Here is a 15,505-nt window from a genome sequence, read left to right on the forward strand (position 1 = left end):
CGCGAATCACCCCTCGTCGGCTTGCTTGCGCCTGGTTGCAGATGTTTCCTGCAGGTTTGCCGCTATGCCGCTGCGCACATGGCCCGAAGGCACATGCAGCGCCGCATTGCGCACATGGCCGGTCTGGTCGTCGAAGAAGAAATCGGGCTCGAACTCGCGCAAAAAGGCGCCCTTGCTGAGCCCGCCGAGGAACATGGCTTCGTCGACGGCGATGTCCCAGCTCATCAGCGTCTGGATCGCGCGCTTGTGCGCGGGCGCGCTGCGCGCCGTGACCAGCGCCGTGCGAATGCGCATGCCGGGCACTTCGGCCGCCATCTGCTGCAGCCGGTGCAGCGCGGCCAGCAGCGGCTTGAACGGCCCGTCGGGCAGGGGCTGGCCGTGGCGGTCGGTCTCGTGGCGCTGGAAGGCCTCTAGGCCTTCGGCCTGGAACACGCGTTCGGCTTCGTCGGAGAACAGCACGGCGTCGCCGTCGAACGCAATGCGCACTTCGTTCGGGTGCGACAGGCTGGCCTGCACGGAATCGGTGAACACATGGGCCGCGGGATAGCCCAGGCGCAGCGCTTCGGTCACGTCGTCGGCATTCGCCGAGAGAAACAGGTGCGCGCCCAGCGGCCGCAGATAGCCGAACGGCGGCCGGCCCTGGGTGAACACGCCGCGCTGCAGCGCGATGCCGGCCGACTCCGCCGAATGGAATACGCGCAGCCCGCTGACCGGGTCGTTGCGCGAGAGGATCACGACTTCGACGCGCTGCGCACCGGGCGTATTGAACGCCAGCAGCTTCTGCACCAGCGAGAACGCTATGCCGCGCTGCGCGGGAATTTCCAGCCGCTGGCGCTGCAGCTCCAGATAGGTGGCGGCGTCGCTGCGCTCGAACAGCCGGTTCTCTTCCTCGAAGTCGAACAGCGCGCGCGAGGAGATCGCGACGACCAGCTTGTCTTCGAGCGTGATGGACATCGTTATTTGACGAACTGGTTGAGTTCGATGATGGGCATCAGCACCGCGAGCACGATCAGCATCACGACCAGGCCCATGACCACGATCAGCAGCGGCTCGAGAATCGTCGCCATATGCATTGCGCGGCGCTGCACTTCGGTGGACAGCTGGTTGGCCGCGCGCTGCAGCATGACGGGCAGCTGGCCGGTCTGCTCGCCCAGGCGGGCGAACATCGCCAGCAGGCCGGGGAAACGTTTCTTGGCCAGCGCCGACGCCAGCGGCGCACCTTCGCGCACCAGCACCAGCGCGTCGAGCGCGTCGGCGCGCAGCGCGCGGTTGCCCAGCGTCTCGGCCGCGGCCTGCAAGGCCTTGAGAATCGGCACGCCCGCGCCCGCGAGCATGGCCAGCGTGCTCGCGAAGCGCGCGGCGTTGTAGCTGCGCGCCAGGCGGCCGATCAGCGGCAGGCGCAGCCAGGCGGCGTCGAAGCGCTCGCGCGTCGCCGGGTTGCGCAGCAGCTGGCGCGCGGCCAGCGCGCCGAACACCAGCGCGCCCAGCATCACCCAGCCGTACTCGCGCACGAAATCGCTGATGGCGAGCAAGGCCACGGTGAGTATGGGAAGCTGGCGCTTGGTGCCTACGAACACGCCCGCCACCTGGGGCACGACATAGCTCACCAGGAACAGCACGATCACGACCGCCACCAGCGACACGATGGCCGGATAGAGCGATGCGCCTATCAGCTTGGACTGCAGCGCCTGGCGCGCTTCGAGGTCGTCGGCAAGATTTGCCAGCACCAGGCCCAGGCTGCCGCTCGATTCGCCCGCGCCGATGACGGCGCAATAGATTTCGGAGAACTCGCGCGGGTGCTGCTGCAGCGCGCGCGAAAACGTGGAGCCCGCATTGACTTCCGCGCGCAGCGTCGCCAGCAGGTGGTGCTGGCGCTGGTCTTCGGCTTCGTCGGCGAGCGCGCTCAATGCCCGCTCCAGCGGCAGGCCTGAAGTCACGAGCCCGGAAAGCTGGCGCGTCCAGACCGCGAGCGCACTGGAATTGAACACCGGCCGCGTGAGCCAGCGTTCCTGCCAGCTCAGCTCGGCGCCGGGCGCGCCGCCCGATCCCAGCGGGACCACGGACAGCGGCACCAGCGCCTGGGCGCGCAGCAGATTGCGCGCCGACTTGGCGTTGTCGGCCTCGAGCGTGCCCTTGCGGGAGGCGCCCTGGGCGTCGAGGGCTTCAAAGGAAAAAGCTGGCATGGGAAGGAAGCAGGCAAGGCGTGCGAAAGGAATTCAGCACATGTTAGCCGCTGACGATGACGCTGTGTGTGCGCCGCGACCCGCGTGTTGCGGTGCGCGGCGAACGCGGCCTTCAGCCGGCCATGGCCTGGGCGGCGATTTCGAGCGAGCGCAGGCGCAGCGCGGGGTCGTAGACATCGCTGACCAGCATGAACTCGTCGGCCTGGGTGGATTGGGCCAGCGACTGGAAATGCTGGCGCACGGTTTCCTTGTCTCCGACCACGCCGGCGCGCAGAAAGTCATGGATGGCCGCGACCTCCGACGGCGAGAGCTGGGCCGCATAGTTCTCCACGGGCGGCTGCAGCCGCGTGCGGTTGCCCGTGAGAATGCCCAGAATGCGCTGCTGGGTGCTGCTGGCGAGGAATTCGGCTTCGGCGTTGGTCGGCGCGGCGACCACGGGCACGCCGACGATCGCATAGGGCTTGGCCAGCGTCGCCGAAGGGCGGAACAGTTCGCGGTACATGTCGAGTGCCTGGTACAGCATGCGCGGCGCGAAGTGCGAGGCGAACGCATAGGGCAGGCCCATGTGCGCGGCGAGCTGGGCAGAGAACAGGCTCGAGCCCAGCAGCCAGATCGGCACATTGGTGCCCGCGCCCGGCATGGCGATGATGCGCTGGCCCGGCATGATCGGGCCCAGCAGCTGCTGGAGCTCGGCGACGTCGCGCGGGAAATCCTGCTCGGTTTCGACGCGGTCGCGGCGCAGTGCGCGCATCGTCGGGCCGTCGGTGCCGGGCGCGCGGCCCAGGCCCAGGTCGATGCGGCCCGGGTACAGCTCGGCCAGCGTGCCGAAGGCTTCGGCCACGACCAGCGGCGCATGGTTGGGCAGCATCACGCCGCCCGAGCCCACGCGAATGCTCTTGGTGCCGCCAGCGATATGGCCGATCAGCACGGCCGTCGCCGAACTCGCGATGCCCGGCATGTTGTGGTGCTCGGCCAGCCAGTAGCGCGCAAAGCCCAGTTCTTCGGCTTTCTGCGCGGTGCGCAGCGCGATCTCAAGGGCCTGGCCGACACTGCCTCCTTCGCGCACGGCGACAAGATCAAGCAGGGAAAGGCGAATGTCTTGGAGGGATTTCAGCATGCGGTGGGTCTTTCGTTGGGCCGGAGGGGCTCACATCGCGAGAAGCCGATCAACGTGGCTGTGGCCGCCCCAGCATCTGAAGATGCGGGTGAACGCGGCACTATCAAGGGGTGTGGCGCCGGGTGATTTCGTTCTTGCAGGTGATCCCCACCACAATGCACCAGATGAAGGACAGCACGGCAATGCCGATGTTGTTGCTGCCCATCTCCATGGCCACGAACGACAGCGGCAGCGCAACCAGCGCGGCCAGGCGTATGCAGCGGCGCAGCTGGCTTTCCGACAACCGGGGCTTGTAAAACAAAAGCAGCCCGTAGCTGGCGATCGCCAGCAGGGCCAACAACAAAAGGGTTTCGCCGCCGTAAGGCGCGCTCCAGGTGCTCAGGGTTTGCATCATGGCGAACATTGTCGCCGCTGATGCATGGCCTTGCAGCCCGGGGCGCGCCGGCCTGCCTCAGGGAAGGTTCAGTGCGGCCGCGATGGCCATCCAGGCGCGGTTGTTGAGCGCGTATTTGACCTTCAATGCGCGGATGGGATGCTTTGCCAGCTTCGGGTTCAGGTCATTGGCCTTTTGCTCCAGAGTGCTCTCCCCTGACGTTGACTCGTATTGGGAATTGAATTCGTGGGCACTGACTTTGGATTCGGTGAACCGGACGCTGTTCTTGTTGCCAACCGGCGTGCCCAACTGGATATGCAGCACCGAGCCTTCGGGGAAGGTGGCATCGGCCAGCAGGGTGGCATCTTCCATGGTGAAGGCGTCGATGTGCGCGATGTTCTTCAGCGCTGGCTTATACGACGCCGGGTTGCCAAAGAACGTCTGCATGGACTGACCGGAGATATCGAGCTTTTGCACCGTGGTCTCCACCGCGTAGCCATTGATCGCGTTCCTTTTGGCGCGTTCGGCCGCCTTGGCGGTTTTTTCGCGGCTCAGCAGAACGGGCGTGAACTGGTTGTCTGCGGAATACAGCTTGAGTACGCCACTGTTCAAATACTCTTCGCGTCCAGTGGATATGAAGTCATCGATGTATCGCGCGGTGTAGGCGGCATTTTCCGGCGTGCGGTCATTGCCGTTGATCTTTCCGCCATAGGTCGGACGCCAGAGCGTCTGGCCCTGCGCATTGGCACTGCCTTCGGGCGCGTGGAGGTCATATTCGTAGTTATGCCTATCCTTGAAGTGAAAGGACACCAGTTGCGCAGTGTTGTCCTGCGTTTCAGCAGCGCTGCGGATCATGGTCGCGATGCCGTTTTCCAGCGAATAGTTCGTCAGCGACGCCGCCGCCAGTGCCACGCTGGATCGGTTGAGGTAGTAGATCGCGTCGATGTCGATGTCCAGTTGGCGCGCGACTTTCTCTTCGGCCGCGTCCAGCGTGCTGGCCTGCAGCATCTGGCGGTGCACCAGCGTGGTCAACGGATTGATGTTGTCGGATTTCTTGCCTGGACTCGACAGCGTGTAGTTGCCTTGCCCGCGGTGAATCTCGGCGAGCAGGGCTGCCGTCCTGAAATCCTTGGCATCGGCTTCGTCCTTGGGTTCGTAGCGGATGACATATCTGCCATTGGCATCGGTCCGAGCCAGCGTCGCTGCGCTGGCATCGCAGACGCCCGTGCCCTTGAGGTCCACGCAGACCAGTGCGTCTGCAGCGCCTTCGGGCAGTGCGACCAAGCCGGCCCGCGTCAGAGACGTGCTGTTCGCCGCAGCTTGGGTGCTGGAAACGATGGTGCTGCTTTCTTCGCCACCGCAGGCGGCGAGGGTCAGAGGCAGGACGAGTGCCAGAGCGAGATGGCGGGGTGAGAAGTGGGTTTGATTGTTCATGGCTAAAGTTTATCCATATTGATAGTATTTAGCTATCAATAGTTGGAAGCTATTCTGTAGGCCAACATCTCGTCTGCATGTGTGCAGGCTGGCGGCAACGCAAACGCGCCCTCCAAGGGCGCGTTGTCGGGCAGGGGCGCCTGGCGGCGCGGGGTGCTTCAGGGGCGGTTGAGCGCCGCCTTCATGGCTGCGCGCACCAGCTGGCGCGCGACGGCCTCAGTCGCGCGTCACGCGCAGTACTTCTTCTGGCGTGGTGATGCCCGAGCGCACCAGCCGTTCGCCGTCGTCACGCATCAGCGTCATGCCGCTGGCCAGTGCCGCGGCGCGGATATCGGCCTCGCTGGCCTGGCCGTGGATCTGGCTGCGGATCGCGTCGTTGACCACCAGCAGCTCGAACACGCCGGTGCGGCCCTTGTAGCCGCTGGGTTCCGAGGTGTCGATCTTGCGCACCAGCCGCTGGGCCAGCACGCCCAGCAGCGAGCTGCTCAGCAGGAAGGGTTCCACGCCCATGTCGATGAGACGCGTGACGGCGCTGGGCGCGTCATTGGTGTGCAGTGTGGCCAGGACCAGGTGACCCGTCAGCGAGGCCTGGATCGCGATCTGTGCAGTTTCGAAGTCGCGGATTTCGCCGATCATGATCACGTCCGGGTCCTGGCGCAGGATGGCGCGCAAGGCCTTGGCGAACGTCAGGTCGATCTTGGAATTGACCTGCGTCTGGCCTATGCCCGCGAGTTCGTACTCGATCGGGTCCTCGACGGTCATGATGTTGCCGCTGGACGCGTCCAGCCGCTGCAGCGCCGCGTACAGCGTCGTGGTCTTGCCCGAGCCCGTGGGGCCGGTGACCAGGATGATGCCGTGCGGCTGGCGTATCAGCGACTCGACGCGTTCCAGCGTCTCGCCCTGCATGCCCACGGACTCGAGCGTCAGCTTGGAGCCGCTCTTGTCGAGCAGACGCAGCACGGCGCGCTCGCCATGCGCGCTGGGCAGCGTGGAGACGCGCACGTCGATCGCGCGCGTGCCCAGGCGCAGGCTGATGCGGCCGTCCTGCGGCATGCGCTTTTCCGAGATATCGAGGTCGGCCATGATCTTCAGCCGCGAGATCAGCGCCGCGTGCAGCGCGCGATTGGGCTGCACCACTTCGCGCAGGTCGCCGTCGACGCGAAAGCGCACGCTCGAATGGCGTTCATAGGGCTCGATGTGGATGTCGCTGGCGCCATCGCGCGCGGCCTGGGTCAGCAGCGCATTGAGCATGCGGATGATGGGGGCATCGCCCGCGGTCTCGAGCAAATCTTCCACGGCCGGCAGATCCTGCATCATGCGCGACAGGTCGGCGTCGGACTCGACTTCGCTGACCACGCGTGCGGCGTTCGATTCGCCCTGGGCATAGGCGGCGCTGATGCGCTGCGCCAGCAGCGTGGCGTCGATCGCCTGCCACTGCTGTACCGCGTATCTGCGCTGCACTTCGGACAGCGCCTGGAAGTCGGGCGTGGGGCCATGCCACAGCACGGGCTCTTGGCCGTCGTCTTCGATCAGCAGCTGCGCGCTGCGGGCATAGGCGTAGGGCAGGGGATAACGCATGGGATCAGGGCGCGCTGTAGGCTTCGTCGGTTTCGGAGATGGGCACGATGCGCGGCCGCGCCGGTTTCACGCTGGGCGTGAACGGCACGGTGGCCAGTGGCTGGGTCGGACCCCCGAGCTGCAGCGCAGGCATCACGGGCGCACCGTCGACGGCGCCTAGCACCGCGCTGGGCGCCGGCTGCAGGATTTCCTGGTTCGCGCGGATGGCATCGTAGCGGTCGAGCATCAGCGCATCGCTGGCCGCCGCGTCGCGCACCACCACCGGGCGCAGGAACACCATCAGATTGGACTTCTGGCGCGTGCGGTTCTGGCTGCGGAACAGGTTGCCCACGCCAGGAAGGTCGCCCAGCAAGGGCACCTTGTCTTCGGCCAGCGAATAGTCATCCTGAAGCAGGCCGCCGAGCACCAGAATGCTGCCGTCCTCGATCAGCACGTTCGATTCGATCGAGCGCTTGCGCGTGGTCGGGCCGTTGGCATTGCCGGTGGTCGAAGGGTCGATGCTCGAGACTTCCTGGTAGACCGACAGCTTCACCGTGCCGTTCTCGTTGATCTGCGGGCGCACGCGCAGCGTCAGGCCCACGTCCTTGCGCTCGACCGTGGTGAACGGGCTCACGCCGGAAGTGCCGGTGGTGCTGGCGTAGGAGCCGGTGACGAAAGGCACGTTGTTGCCGATGATGATCTTCGCTTCCTCGTTGTCCAGCGTCATCAGATTTGGCGTGGACAGCACGTTGGCGTCGGTATTGGTCTGCAGGAAGTTGGCCAGCGCGCCCAGGTAGTACTTGCCGTTGATTCGCGGCGCGATGCCGATGTTCAGGCCCTTGCCCAGCGAGCCCAGCGCCGTGGCCTGGGTGGTCGCCGAACCCGAGGCGATGCCGGCGGTGATGCCCAGGATGTTGGCGCCGGCCGAGCCCGAGTTGGTGCCTATCACGCCCATCGTGCTGCCGTTGTTGCCGAGCAGCGATTGCCACTGTACGCCGACCTGAGCCAGCTTGGTGGCCGAGACTTCGACGATCAGGCTTTCCACCAGCACCTGGGCGCGGCGCCCGTCGAGCTGGTCGATGACCGCGCGCAGCTGGCGGAAGACCGGCGGCGACGCGCTGATGATCAGCGAGTTGGTTGCAGGATCGGCCTGAATCTGGCCGCCGGTCGACGGCTGGTTGGTGCTGCCGAACGAGCCGCTGCCCATGCTGCTGCTGTCGCTGCCCAGGCTGCTGCTGGTACTGCTGCTGGTCTGCGTGCTGCTGGCATTGGTGCTGGTATTGCCCGTGGTGCGCGCGCCGCTGGCCGACGCCGAACTGCCGCCGGAGGACGAGCTGCCCACGCCGCTGTCACTGGCCAGCGCGGCGCGCAGCGTGGTCGCCAGCGTCACCGCATCGGCGTTCTTCAGATAGACCACATGGATGTTGCCGCTGCTGGCCGCCGAGCTGGCGTAGGCGGGCTGATCCAGGCGCGCGATCAGCGAGCGCACCTGGGCCAGCCGTGCCGGGTTGGAGGCGCGGACCACCAGCGCATTGCTGCGCGGTTCGGCCATCAGCGTGGTCTTGTAGCCGGTGTCGGTCTGGCCCTGGGCCACGGCGCCGGGCGCCACGCTGGCGCTGCCGCCTTCGATCAGCCGGCCGACCAGCACTGCCATTTCGGAGGCCACCGCATGCTGCAGCGGAATCACTTCGATGTCTGTGGCGTTCGACACATCCATTGCGGCGACGATGCGCGACAGGCGCTGCACGTTGTCGGCGTAATCGGTGATGACCAGCGAGTTGTTGCCCGGGTTCACGTTGATGGTGTTGTTCGGGCTGATCAGCGGACGCAGCACCGGCACCAGGTTCGCTGCACTCTCGAAGTTGAGCTTGAAGATCTGGGTCACGATCTGGCCGCCGGCCGGCGCACCGCCGCGTCCGCCCTGGGATACACCCACATTGCCCGACTGGAGCTTGGCGTCGGCTTCGGGAATGACCTTGTAGAGGCCCGCGGCCTCGACCACCGTGAAGCCCTGCAGCCGCAGCGCGGCCAGGAACTGCTGGAACGCCTGGTTCGGTGCCAGCGGCTTTTCACTGATTAGTGTCATCGTGCCCTTGACGCGCGGGTCGACGACCACGTTGCGACCGGTGATCGTGGCCATGGAACGGGCCACGGCCTCGATCTCGGCGCCCGCGAAGTTGAGCGTCACCGGCTCATTGCTGCGCGGCGCGGTCTGGGCCGAAACGCCGGCACAGGCCAGCATGGCACCGACGGCGATGGAGTGAAGGGCGACGCGCAGGCGGCGTGCAGTGGTGAACGTCATGGAATTTAGCCCAGGGAAATGATGGAGCGCGCGCCGCTGCGCCGCCCGATGATGTTGAGGAAGTTGGCCAGCGCGGCTTCGCGCTCGGGCGAGGCGCTGGCTTCGCCGCTGAACCGCAGGCGCTGGCCTACCCATTGGCCCGAACCGCTGAGCTGCAGGTGACCTTCCAGCGTGCTCAGCGTGACCCGCGGCGCGTCGCCGCCGTCGAAGACCAGCCGGTAGCTGCCCATGGGGCGCAGCGTCGACAGCCGGGAAGACACGCCCAGCGCGTCGAGTTGCAGCTGGCCTTCGCTGCGCAGTCGGCCGGCCAGCCATTGCACTTGCAGACCCTGGGTGCGCAGCTGCAGCTGGCCCTGGAGCTGTGCCGTGTTCCACGGCGTGCCCAGGCCGGTGAGCAGCGCCGCGGGCCACTGGCTCTGCTGGTCCTGCACGCGCGCTTCCACGCCTTGCCAATGCAGCAGAATGCGCGCCTGCAGCGGCTGCGGCGTGCAGCAGTCGGTGGCGAGCTGGATGCGGGCGCCACGCCAGTCGGGGCGCAGCTGCCACTGCACGCGCGAAGGCAGGGCGAGCGCGTCGCGGCTGCCCGCGCCGCCGCTGAGCACCAGCCGCGCCGAGCCGGTCCAGATCGTGCCGCGCGCTTCGCGCAATTGCAGCTGTCCGGCGGTCGCGCGCTCCAGGCCCGCGGCCAGCCAGTGGGCGGGCGCGGCCAGCACCAGCGTCACCAATGCGCCCAGCAGCGCACCCGCCACGGCCCAGGCGCGCGGCGAGCGCACGGTGGTCGCGGCCAGGCGGCTGCGCGGCGAGCGGCGCAAAGTCTTCATGGGGTCGCCTCCGCGGGCGGCAGGGCCAGCACCAGGCTGCCGTCCCAGTGCGGTTCGGTCGCGCTGGCCTGCGCCGGGCCGGCCGTGGCGGTGAGCCGCATTTCAACGGCGCTCACCTTGAGGTTCTGGCGCGCCTGGCCCAGCCATGCGGCCAGCGCCGGCGCGGGCACGTTCTTGAGCGTGAGCTGGGCGCGCTCGCCTTGCAGCACCAGGCGGGCACCGGTGCCGAGCTGGCTGCTGACCGAGTCCTGCAACGCGCGTTGCATGTCGGGGCGGGCAGCGGGCAGCGCGCCTGCGGATTCGGCCGTGGGCGGCGCCAGGTCGGCCTGCAGGCGCAGGGCTTCGGCTTCGAGGCGCTGCATGCGCTGCAGCTGCAGATCGAGCGCCGCATGCTGTGCGGGCGCGGCGCGCAGCGTCTGCAGCGCGGGCGCGAGCAGCACCCACCAGACCAGCGCCAGGGCAACGGTGCCCATGGCCAGGGAAATGGACTGGCGCTCGCGCGGCGCGAGACCGGCCCAGCGCGCGCGCCAGGGGCCCAGACGGGGGGAGCGGGCGGTGTTCATGGTTGTTCCTTTGCGCGCAGCACCAGGCTTTGCGCGTCGGCGCGTGCGGCATAGCCCAGCGTGGCCAGTTGCGACTGCAGCTGCTGCTGCGCCGTGGCGTCGAGCGTGAGCCCGCGCAGACGCAGCTCCTGGTCGACATATTCAATGGAATGCGGCCGCATGCCCCTGGGCAGCGCCTGGCCTGCGGCCGACAGCAAAGGCTCGAGCGCCTGGGCCGAGAGGCTGCCGGTGCGCTGGCGCAGCTGGGCGACTTCGCGCTCCATCTGCAGCGGTGCATCGACCACCAGCGGAATTTTCGGGAAGGCCTGCAGCAGGCTGGCGCGCACCGCGACCTGCTTGGCGGCCAGCGCCTGGCGTTCCTTCCAGGCCCAGGCATTGATACCGACCAGTTGGGCGACCACCAGCACGCCCAGTGCCCAGCGCGCGGCGCGCCACTGGGGCGCACGCACAAACGACTGCGCGGCGCTGACCACGCGCCGCAGCGCATGGCTGCGACCGCCGACGGCCAGATCGAACTGCGCGAGATTCCACGGACTGCGGCTGGCGTCCAGCAGGCGTTCGGCCAGCGCCGCAAGGCGCACCGGCTGCTGCAGGCGTTGCTCGGCAAGCGCCACCACCGCGGGTGCGGCGTCCACGGCCAGGCCTTCGGGTGCGCCCAGCAGGGCCAGCCCTTCGGCGCTCAGCGGTGCAATGGCCACGCCCTGGTCGGGGCCGCAGCCCGTGGCCAGCAGCCAGGCCGATTCGGGCGTGCCCATGGCCCACAGGTGAGGGGGTTCGCCTTCCGCGGCGGGCGTCAATTGGGCGACGATGCGGTCCACGCGCCGCTGTGCGGTTTCGAGCGCCTGCAGGTGCGAGCGCAGCCAGGCGCGGTCGCAGGCCGCGACCCAGGCGCTCTGGCCCGCGCGCGCGCCCGGCTGCAGCGCAAAGTGCAGCATTTCAGGCTCGTCGAGCAGGCGCTCCTCGAGCAGACCGTCGATCACCGAGCGCAGCCGGGTGGTCGCATTGCGCGTGCCCACGGCAATGCCCGCGGGCAAGGTGATGCGATGCCAGGACAGCGCCTCATGGGGAATGACGGCGACGACTTCGACCGCGCGTCCCGCTGCGGGCAGCTCGGTTGCCGTGGCCGCCGCATGGCGCGCGACGGTCTGACCATCCAGGCTCAGCGCAAAGGCGTATTGCCATTCAGGGCCCGCGGGCGCAAGCGGCAGTTGGAGTATCAGAAGGCTCATAGACGGGAGGTACGTGCCGGCGAGGATTCCGGCAGGGGCAGATTCTGGGAGGTCCAGTGGCCGCGCTCGCGCCACAGGGTAACGACATTCATGCCATTGCGGTGGACCAGCGAGCGCTCGCTGACCACGGTTTCGCCCAGTCGCAGGCGGCCGCGGATCTCGAAGAAGGACGATGAGAACGCGAGCAGGTCTTGTTTGGTGTCGGACGGCATGCCCAATCGCTGCAGCGCATCAGCCACTGTGCGCACGGGGCTGGCCTCGCGCGCCTGGATGAATTGGTTGGCGCGCGCCCAGTCCAGGTCCTTGACGCTGGCCCAGATCACTTCGGCGCTGGCGGTGTTCAGGTTGACCGGCGTGGGCGTGGGCAGCATTGTCACATGGGGCTCCAGCCGGGCAATGATTTCGGGCGCGACGCCCAGCCAGCCGAGCTGGGCCAGCGTGCGCGGCATCAGCGGCGCCGTGCTGTCGGGATTGGCTCCCGCGGCCTGGGCCATGCGCAGGCCGACGACGATCTGCTGCAGCGACGACGCCGGCAGGCCCAGGCGCTCGAACAGGCGCGAGAAGGCCAGCTCGACGGTTTCATTGCGCTGCAGCAGATTGCGCAGGTTCATGCGCGACTGCAGATCGATGATTTCGCCCGACAGGAACGCATTGGAAGTTTCGGTCGAGGCGTCGTCGACCTGGCTCACATTGCCTTCAGCGGCCAGAAAGCTCGACAGCTTGGCTTCCTGCAGCGGCACGGCCCAGGGCTCGGCCAGATGGTCGGGGCCGCCCGAGCGCGCGTCCTCGCGCAGCACCACGCGCGACCAGTCGAGCGCGCCCAGCAGAATCCAGGCCGCCTGGGCGCGGGCCCGTTCCGCGGTTTCGACTTCGACCAGGCGCCACTGCTGCCACAGCGCCGTCGCCGCGAACGTCGCGACCAGCGTCACGGTCAGCATCGCCGTGAGCAGCGCGGCGCCACGCGAAGTGCGGCGTGCGGCGGGGTGGACGGGGCGCGTGGCGATCATGATCTGCTGTTCTGGCGCAAGGGATTGACCCAGTCGCGGACCAGGCGACCGGCAATGCCGCTGCCTGCGGGAAGATCCAGTTGCAGACGCACGCCATCGGGAATGTCGTTGTTGGTGGCCGCAGAGGTACCGGTAGTTCCCGCGCTGCCCGTCGCCGCTGTACTGGCGGCCGCAGCGGCCGCGGCAGCGTTGGCCACTTCTGTCGACGTGCTGGCCGCGGACTCGGCATCGCTCGATTGCGGGTTGCTCCAGGCGCCGCCGCGGTAGTAATAGATGGCCCAACCGTTGAGCGGGAACAGCGCGGTTTCGCGTCCGCGCTGGGCGTCGCTGGGGTTGCGCGCCCATTGGCCGGCCTGGTTCCAGGCGTCGTTCCATTCGCTGCGCGTGCGCACCGGCGGCGACTGCCAGCGCAACCATTGGTCACGGCCCTGGCTGCTGCGCCGCGCCCAGGCAACGACCAGGGCGCCGGCTTCGGGCGCGGCGGTGTTGCGCCGCGTCATGCGCAGCGCCTGGCCGTCCCAGGCGATGGCCTGGGTGTTTTCCAGCGTCATCAGGCCGTCAAGGTCGGCGTTCCATTGGGCCAGCGCGGTCTGCAGCACCGCATGGGCATCGGTATGGGCCTGGGTGTACTGCTGCGAGCGCACCATGCTGTCGAGGCCGCGCCAGCCCATCAAGGCCATCAGCGCCATCGCCACCAGGGCGACCAGCAATTCAACCAGGGTGAAACCGCGGGCCTGGGATGGGGAGCGAAGGGCGCGGGCCTGCATGTCAAAAGCGCCCGACGATCGAGGTGATGCTCAACACGGAATACTGGCCGTTGCTGATCTTGACGTCGGCGCGGCGAAAGCTCGGGTTGGGCGTGGGGCGCACGACCAGGGTCACGCCGAAGACCTGGCCGGCCTGCTCGCAGGTGCCGTTGGTATCGCCCACGGGCGGCATCTGCTGCGACAGGCGCATGCGCACCAGTTCGTTCTCGGCACAGATCTGGCCTAGCAGCATGTCTGTCTGGCGCTGGGCGTTGCGGGTCAGCGCCGACGAAGCCTGCGCGCCCGCGAGCAGGGCGATGGCAACGATGCCCAGGGCCACCAGCACTTCGATCAGCGTGAAACCGCGCGCCGGCGCGGCGCGCCTGCGGCGCAACACCGCGCTCACGGACGGCCCTCGGGCGCGAACGGGCGCAAGCCATCGGACGCAACCGACAGGCGCAGCTCGGGCGTATCGACATGGGTCAGCAGCGTGCGCTGCGGGGGCAGCAGCGGCTCGGGGCCGAGGATCAGCACCGTGCCGTCGGCCACGCGCGTGCCGGGATCGAGCCATGCCGTGGGCAGCGTGCTGCCCGCGGGCAGGCCGTCAAAGCGAAAGCCCGCGCCCACTGCCTGCCAGCGCACCAGCGTGCCGCTGGCGCGGGCCTGGGAGCGGCCGGCCTCGAGCAGGGCCGCGAGCCGTTGACCTTCGCGCTCGAGACGGCTCTGGCCGCTGTCGCGCATGGACATGGCGACGCCGGCCGTGGCCAGCGCCATGATGCTGATCACGACCAGCAACTCCAACAGGGAAAAACCGCGTGCGCGTGTCATCGCCGGATCCGGTCAAGCAAGGGTGGGAGCAGAGCTGCGCCCGCGGATGGGCGCGCTGCCCCCAGAGGGCCCATTACTGCCAGCTGCCGATGTCGGCGTCGTTGCCTTCGCCACCGGGCTGGCCGTTGGCGCCCAGCGACATTACATCGACTTCGCCCTTGATGCCAGGGTTCAGATACTGGTAGGGATTGCCCCAGGGATCGTTGGGCAGCTTTTCAACATAAGGCTTCCAGTTGTTCGGCTGGGGGCCGGCGGTCGGACGCGCGACCAGTGCCTGCAGGCCCTGCTCGGTCGTCGGGTAGCGCTGGTTGTCCAGGCGATAGAGCTTGAGCGCCTGCATGATGTTGGTGATGTCGGTGCGCGCTGCCGTGCGGCGCGCGTCATCGGCGCGGTCGAGCAGGTTGGGCACGATCAGCGCGCCGAGCACGCCGATGATGACAAGCACCACCATCAGTTCGATCAATGTGAAACCACGTTGCACGGCCTGGCGCAGCGGGCGCGCCGATGTGCATTGCGGAACTGTCATGGAATTCATTAGCTGTAACGTCATATGAGTCCATGATAATGCGTCATGGTGACAAATTCGCTTCAAATTTGGCGCGTACGCGCGGGCACGTTCGTTCTATGGACGGCCGCGGGCGCATGTCTGGTGTTTTGGGGCTTGCGTCTGGCATCCCCGGCCGAGGCTGCGCTGGTGGCGGTCGCCGCGCCCCCGCCCGTCGCAGTCGACCTGCAGGCGCTGTCCCAGGTGCTGGGTGCGGGGCCGGCTGCGCCAACCGCCCAGGCCCCGGCCGCGCCCAGCCGCTATACGCTCCAGGGACTGTTGGCCGGGCGCGACAGTGGTCGCGGCGCGGCGGTCATAGGCGTCAACGGCCAGCCGGCGCGCGCGTTTCCCGTGGGGGCGCAGGTCGACGAAGGCCTGGTGCTGCAGTCGGTCGGCGTCCAGCAGGCGCGGCTAGGACCCTCGCGTCAGGGTGAGGCGACCGTGACGCTCGAGTTGCCGATCAAGAAATAAACCATTCGCCAGGGGCTGGCGCTGGCTGGGTCCACTCGGCCGCCGTGGCCTGCCGTGCCGGATGCGCGCGCAGCCAATGCACGCAGCGCGCCACGCCCGCATGGCTGATCCACACCTGGTCCGCATCCGCCGGGTCGCACTCCTGCAGCGCAGACTGCACGCGCGCCAGCATTTGCGCCAGCGATTCACCGCCGCCGGGCGCATAGGCATGCAGGTCGCGGGCCCAGGCGTCCAGTTCGGCACGCGGCACGCCATCCCAGGGCAAGCCTTCCCAGGCGCCGAAATCCATTTCCTGCAGACGCGCATCCGCCTGGCTGCTGAGGTCGGGGC

17 protein-coding genes are annotated in these 15,505 nt (G+C 68.0%); 1 reads left to right on the forward strand and 16 read right to left on the reverse strand.

All coding sequences use genetic code 11. From position 1 onward, the window contains the following. Window positions 1–6: 6 nt before the first annotated feature. From KHY18_RS06355 to gspG, 15 genes are all read right to left on the reverse strand, one after another. Complete coding sequence (locus KHY18_RS06355) at window positions 7–954, reverse strand: 5'-nucleotidase (protein ID WP_213295845.1); 948 nt, start codon at window positions 952–954, stop codon at window positions 7–9. A gap of 2 nt (window positions 955–956) precedes the next feature. After that, window positions 957–2,183, reverse strand: a complete 1,227-nt coding sequence (gspF, locus tag KHY18_RS06360; protein ID WP_213295856.1) for a type II secretion system inner membrane protein GspF — start codon at window positions 2,181–2,183, stop codon at window positions 957–959. A gap of 112 nt (window positions 2,184–2,295) precedes the next feature. Then, entirely contained in the window at window positions 2,296–3,300 is a 1,005-nt protein-coding gene (locus tag KHY18_RS06365) for an LLM class flavin-dependent oxidoreductase (RefSeq protein WP_213295858.1), read from the reverse strand. A gap of 103 nt (window positions 3,301–3,403) precedes the next feature. Further along, complete coding sequence (locus tag KHY18_RS06370; protein WP_249728952.1) at window positions 3,404–3,694, reverse strand: hypothetical protein; 291 nt, start codon at window positions 3,692–3,694, stop codon at window positions 3,404–3,406. A 57-nt stretch (window positions 3,695–3,751) separates the two neighbouring features. Beyond that, window positions 3,752–5,107, reverse strand: coding sequence for a hypothetical protein (locus KHY18_RS06375; RefSeq protein ID WP_213295863.1), 1,356 nt, complete (start codon window positions 5,105–5,107; stop codon window positions 3,752–3,754). A gap of 216 nt (window positions 5,108–5,323) precedes the next feature. After that, window positions 5,324–6,685: a GspE/PulE family protein gene (locus tag KHY18_RS06380; RefSeq protein ID WP_213295866.1), complete on the reverse strand. Its 1,362-nt coding sequence runs from the start codon at window positions 6,683–6,685 to the stop codon at window positions 5,324–5,326. Between the two features lie 4 nt (window positions 6,686–6,689). Next, the gene (gene gspD, locus KHY18_RS06385) at window positions 6,690–8,966 is read right to left on the reverse strand and encodes a type II secretion system secretin GspD (RefSeq protein WP_213295888.1); all 2,277 of its coding nucleotides are present in this window, start codon (window positions 8,964–8,966) and stop codon (window positions 6,690–6,692) included. 5 nt (window positions 8,967–8,971) lie between these two features. Next, window positions 8,972–9,787: a type II secretion system protein N gene (gene gspN / locus KHY18_RS06390; RefSeq protein WP_213295891.1), complete on the reverse strand. Its 816-nt coding sequence runs from the start codon at window positions 9,785–9,787 to the stop codon at window positions 8,972–8,974. Continuing rightward, window positions 9,784–10,350 carry a type II secretion system protein M gene (locus KHY18_RS06395; RefSeq protein WP_213295893.1) on the reverse strand — a complete coding sequence of 189 codons (567 nt, stop codon included), beginning with the start codon at window positions 10,348–10,350 and terminating at the stop codon, window positions 9,784–9,786. The genes gspN and KHY18_RS06395 overlap by 4 nt, the downstream gene beginning before the upstream one ends. Continuing rightward, a complete protein-coding gene (gene gspL / locus KHY18_RS06400; RefSeq protein WP_213295895.1) occupies window positions 10,347–11,579 on the reverse strand; it encodes a type II secretion system protein GspL in 1,233 nt (410 codons plus the stop codon). The genes KHY18_RS06395 and gspL overlap by 4 nt, the downstream gene beginning before the upstream one ends. Next, entirely contained in the window at window positions 11,576–12,586 is a 1,011-nt protein-coding gene (gspK, locus tag KHY18_RS06405; protein WP_213295897.1) for a type II secretion system minor pseudopilin GspK, read from the reverse strand. The genes gspL and gspK overlap by 4 nt, the downstream gene beginning before the upstream one ends. Beyond that, window positions 12,583–13,353: a PulJ/GspJ family protein gene (locus KHY18_RS06410; protein ID WP_213295899.1), complete on the reverse strand. Its 771-nt coding sequence runs from the start codon at window positions 13,351–13,353 to the stop codon at window positions 12,583–12,585. The genes gspK and KHY18_RS06410 overlap by 4 nt, the downstream gene beginning before the upstream one ends. Before the next feature lies 1 nt (window position 13,354). Next, the gene (gspI, locus tag KHY18_RS06415; protein ID WP_349630257.1) at window positions 13,355–13,738 is read right to left on the reverse strand and encodes a type II secretion system minor pseudopilin GspI; all 384 of its coding nucleotides are present in this window, start codon (window positions 13,736–13,738) and stop codon (window positions 13,355–13,357) included. Beyond that, window positions 13,735–14,160 carry a prepilin-type N-terminal cleavage/methylation domain-containing protein gene (locus KHY18_RS27015; RefSeq protein ID WP_249728953.1) on the reverse strand — a complete coding sequence of 142 codons (426 nt, stop codon included), beginning with the start codon at window positions 14,158–14,160 and terminating at the stop codon, window positions 13,735–13,737. The genes gspI and KHY18_RS27015 overlap by 4 nt, the downstream gene beginning before the upstream one ends. Before the next feature lie 73 nt (window positions 14,161–14,233). Further along, window positions 14,234–14,686, reverse strand: coding sequence for a type II secretion system major pseudopilin GspG (gene gspG / locus KHY18_RS06420; protein WP_213295928.1), 453 nt, complete (start codon window positions 14,684–14,686; stop codon window positions 14,234–14,236). A 135-nt stretch (window positions 14,687–14,821) separates the two neighbouring features. On the opposite strand from gspG, the gene KHY18_RS06425 reads away from it, so the two are divergent. Further along, complete coding sequence (locus tag KHY18_RS06425; protein ID WP_502768388.1) at window positions 14,822–15,175, forward strand: type II secretion system protein N; 354 nt, start codon at window positions 14,822–14,824, stop codon at window positions 15,173–15,175. Here KHY18_RS06425 and KHY18_RS06430 read toward each other — a convergent pair. Then, window positions 15,165–15,505 (reverse strand): histidine phosphatase family protein (locus KHY18_RS06430; RefSeq protein ID WP_213295932.1); only part of this gene is annotated, 341 nt, incomplete at its 5' end. The two genes, KHY18_RS06425 and KHY18_RS06430, sit on opposite strands and share 11 nt — an antisense overlap.

This window comes from Acidovorax sp. CCYZU-2555 (assembly GCF_018413525.1).
In the GTDB taxonomy this organism is placed as follows: domain Bacteria; phylum Pseudomonadota; class Gammaproteobacteria; order Burkholderiales; family Burkholderiaceae_C; genus Comamonas.

Coding starts and splice junctions, on each gene's coding strand:
- gspG (WP_213295928.1), bottom strand. CDS start 14,686: ATGACAGTTCCGCAATGCACATCGGCGCGCCCGCTGCGCCAGGCCGTG.
- KHY18_RS06365 (WP_213295858.1), bottom strand. CDS start 3,300: ATGCTGAAATCCCTCCAAGACATTCGCCTTTCCCTGCTTGATCTTGTC.
- gspF (WP_213295856.1), bottom strand. CDS start 2,183: ATGCCAGCTTTTTCCTTTGAAGCCCTCGACGCCCAGGGCGCCTCCCGC.
- gspL (WP_213295895.1), bottom strand. CDS start 11,579: ATGAGCCTTCTGATACTCCAACTGCCGCTTGCGCCCGCGGGCCCTGAA.
- KHY18_RS27015 (WP_249728953.1), bottom strand. CDS start 14,160: ATGACACGCGCACGCGGTTTTTCCCTGTTGGAGTTGCTGGTCGTGATC.
- gspK (WP_213295897.1), bottom strand. CDS start 12,586: ATGATCGCCACGCGCCCCGTCCACCCCGCCGCACGCCGCACTTCGCGT.
- gspD (WP_213295888.1), bottom strand. CDS start 8,966: ATGACGTTCACCACTGCACGCCGCCTGCGCGTCGCCCTTCACTCCATC.
- KHY18_RS06410 (WP_213295899.1), bottom strand. CDS start 13,353: ATGCAGGCCCGCGCCCTTCGCTCCCCATCCCAGGCCCGCGGTTTCACC.
- KHY18_RS06370 (WP_249728952.1), bottom strand. CDS start 3,694: ATGATGCAAACCCTGAGCACCTGGAGCGCGCCTTACGGCGGCGAAACC.
- KHY18_RS06380 (WP_213295866.1), bottom strand. CDS start 6,685: ATGCGTTATCCCCTGCCCTACGCCTATGCCCGCAGCGCGCAGCTGCTG.
- KHY18_RS06355 (WP_213295845.1), bottom strand. CDS start 954: ATGTCCATCACGCTCGAAGACAAGCTGGTCGTCGCGATCTCCTCGCGC.
- gspN (WP_213295891.1), bottom strand. CDS start 9,787: ATGAAGACTTTGCGCCGCTCGCCGCGCAGCCGCCTGGCCGCGACCACC.
- KHY18_RS06395 (WP_213295893.1), bottom strand. CDS start 10,350: ATGAACACCGCCCGCTCCCCCCGTCTGGGCCCCTGGCGCGCGCGCTGG.
- KHY18_RS06375 (WP_213295863.1), bottom strand. CDS start 5,107: ATGAACAATCAAACCCACTTCTCACCCCGCCATCTCGCTCTGGCACTC.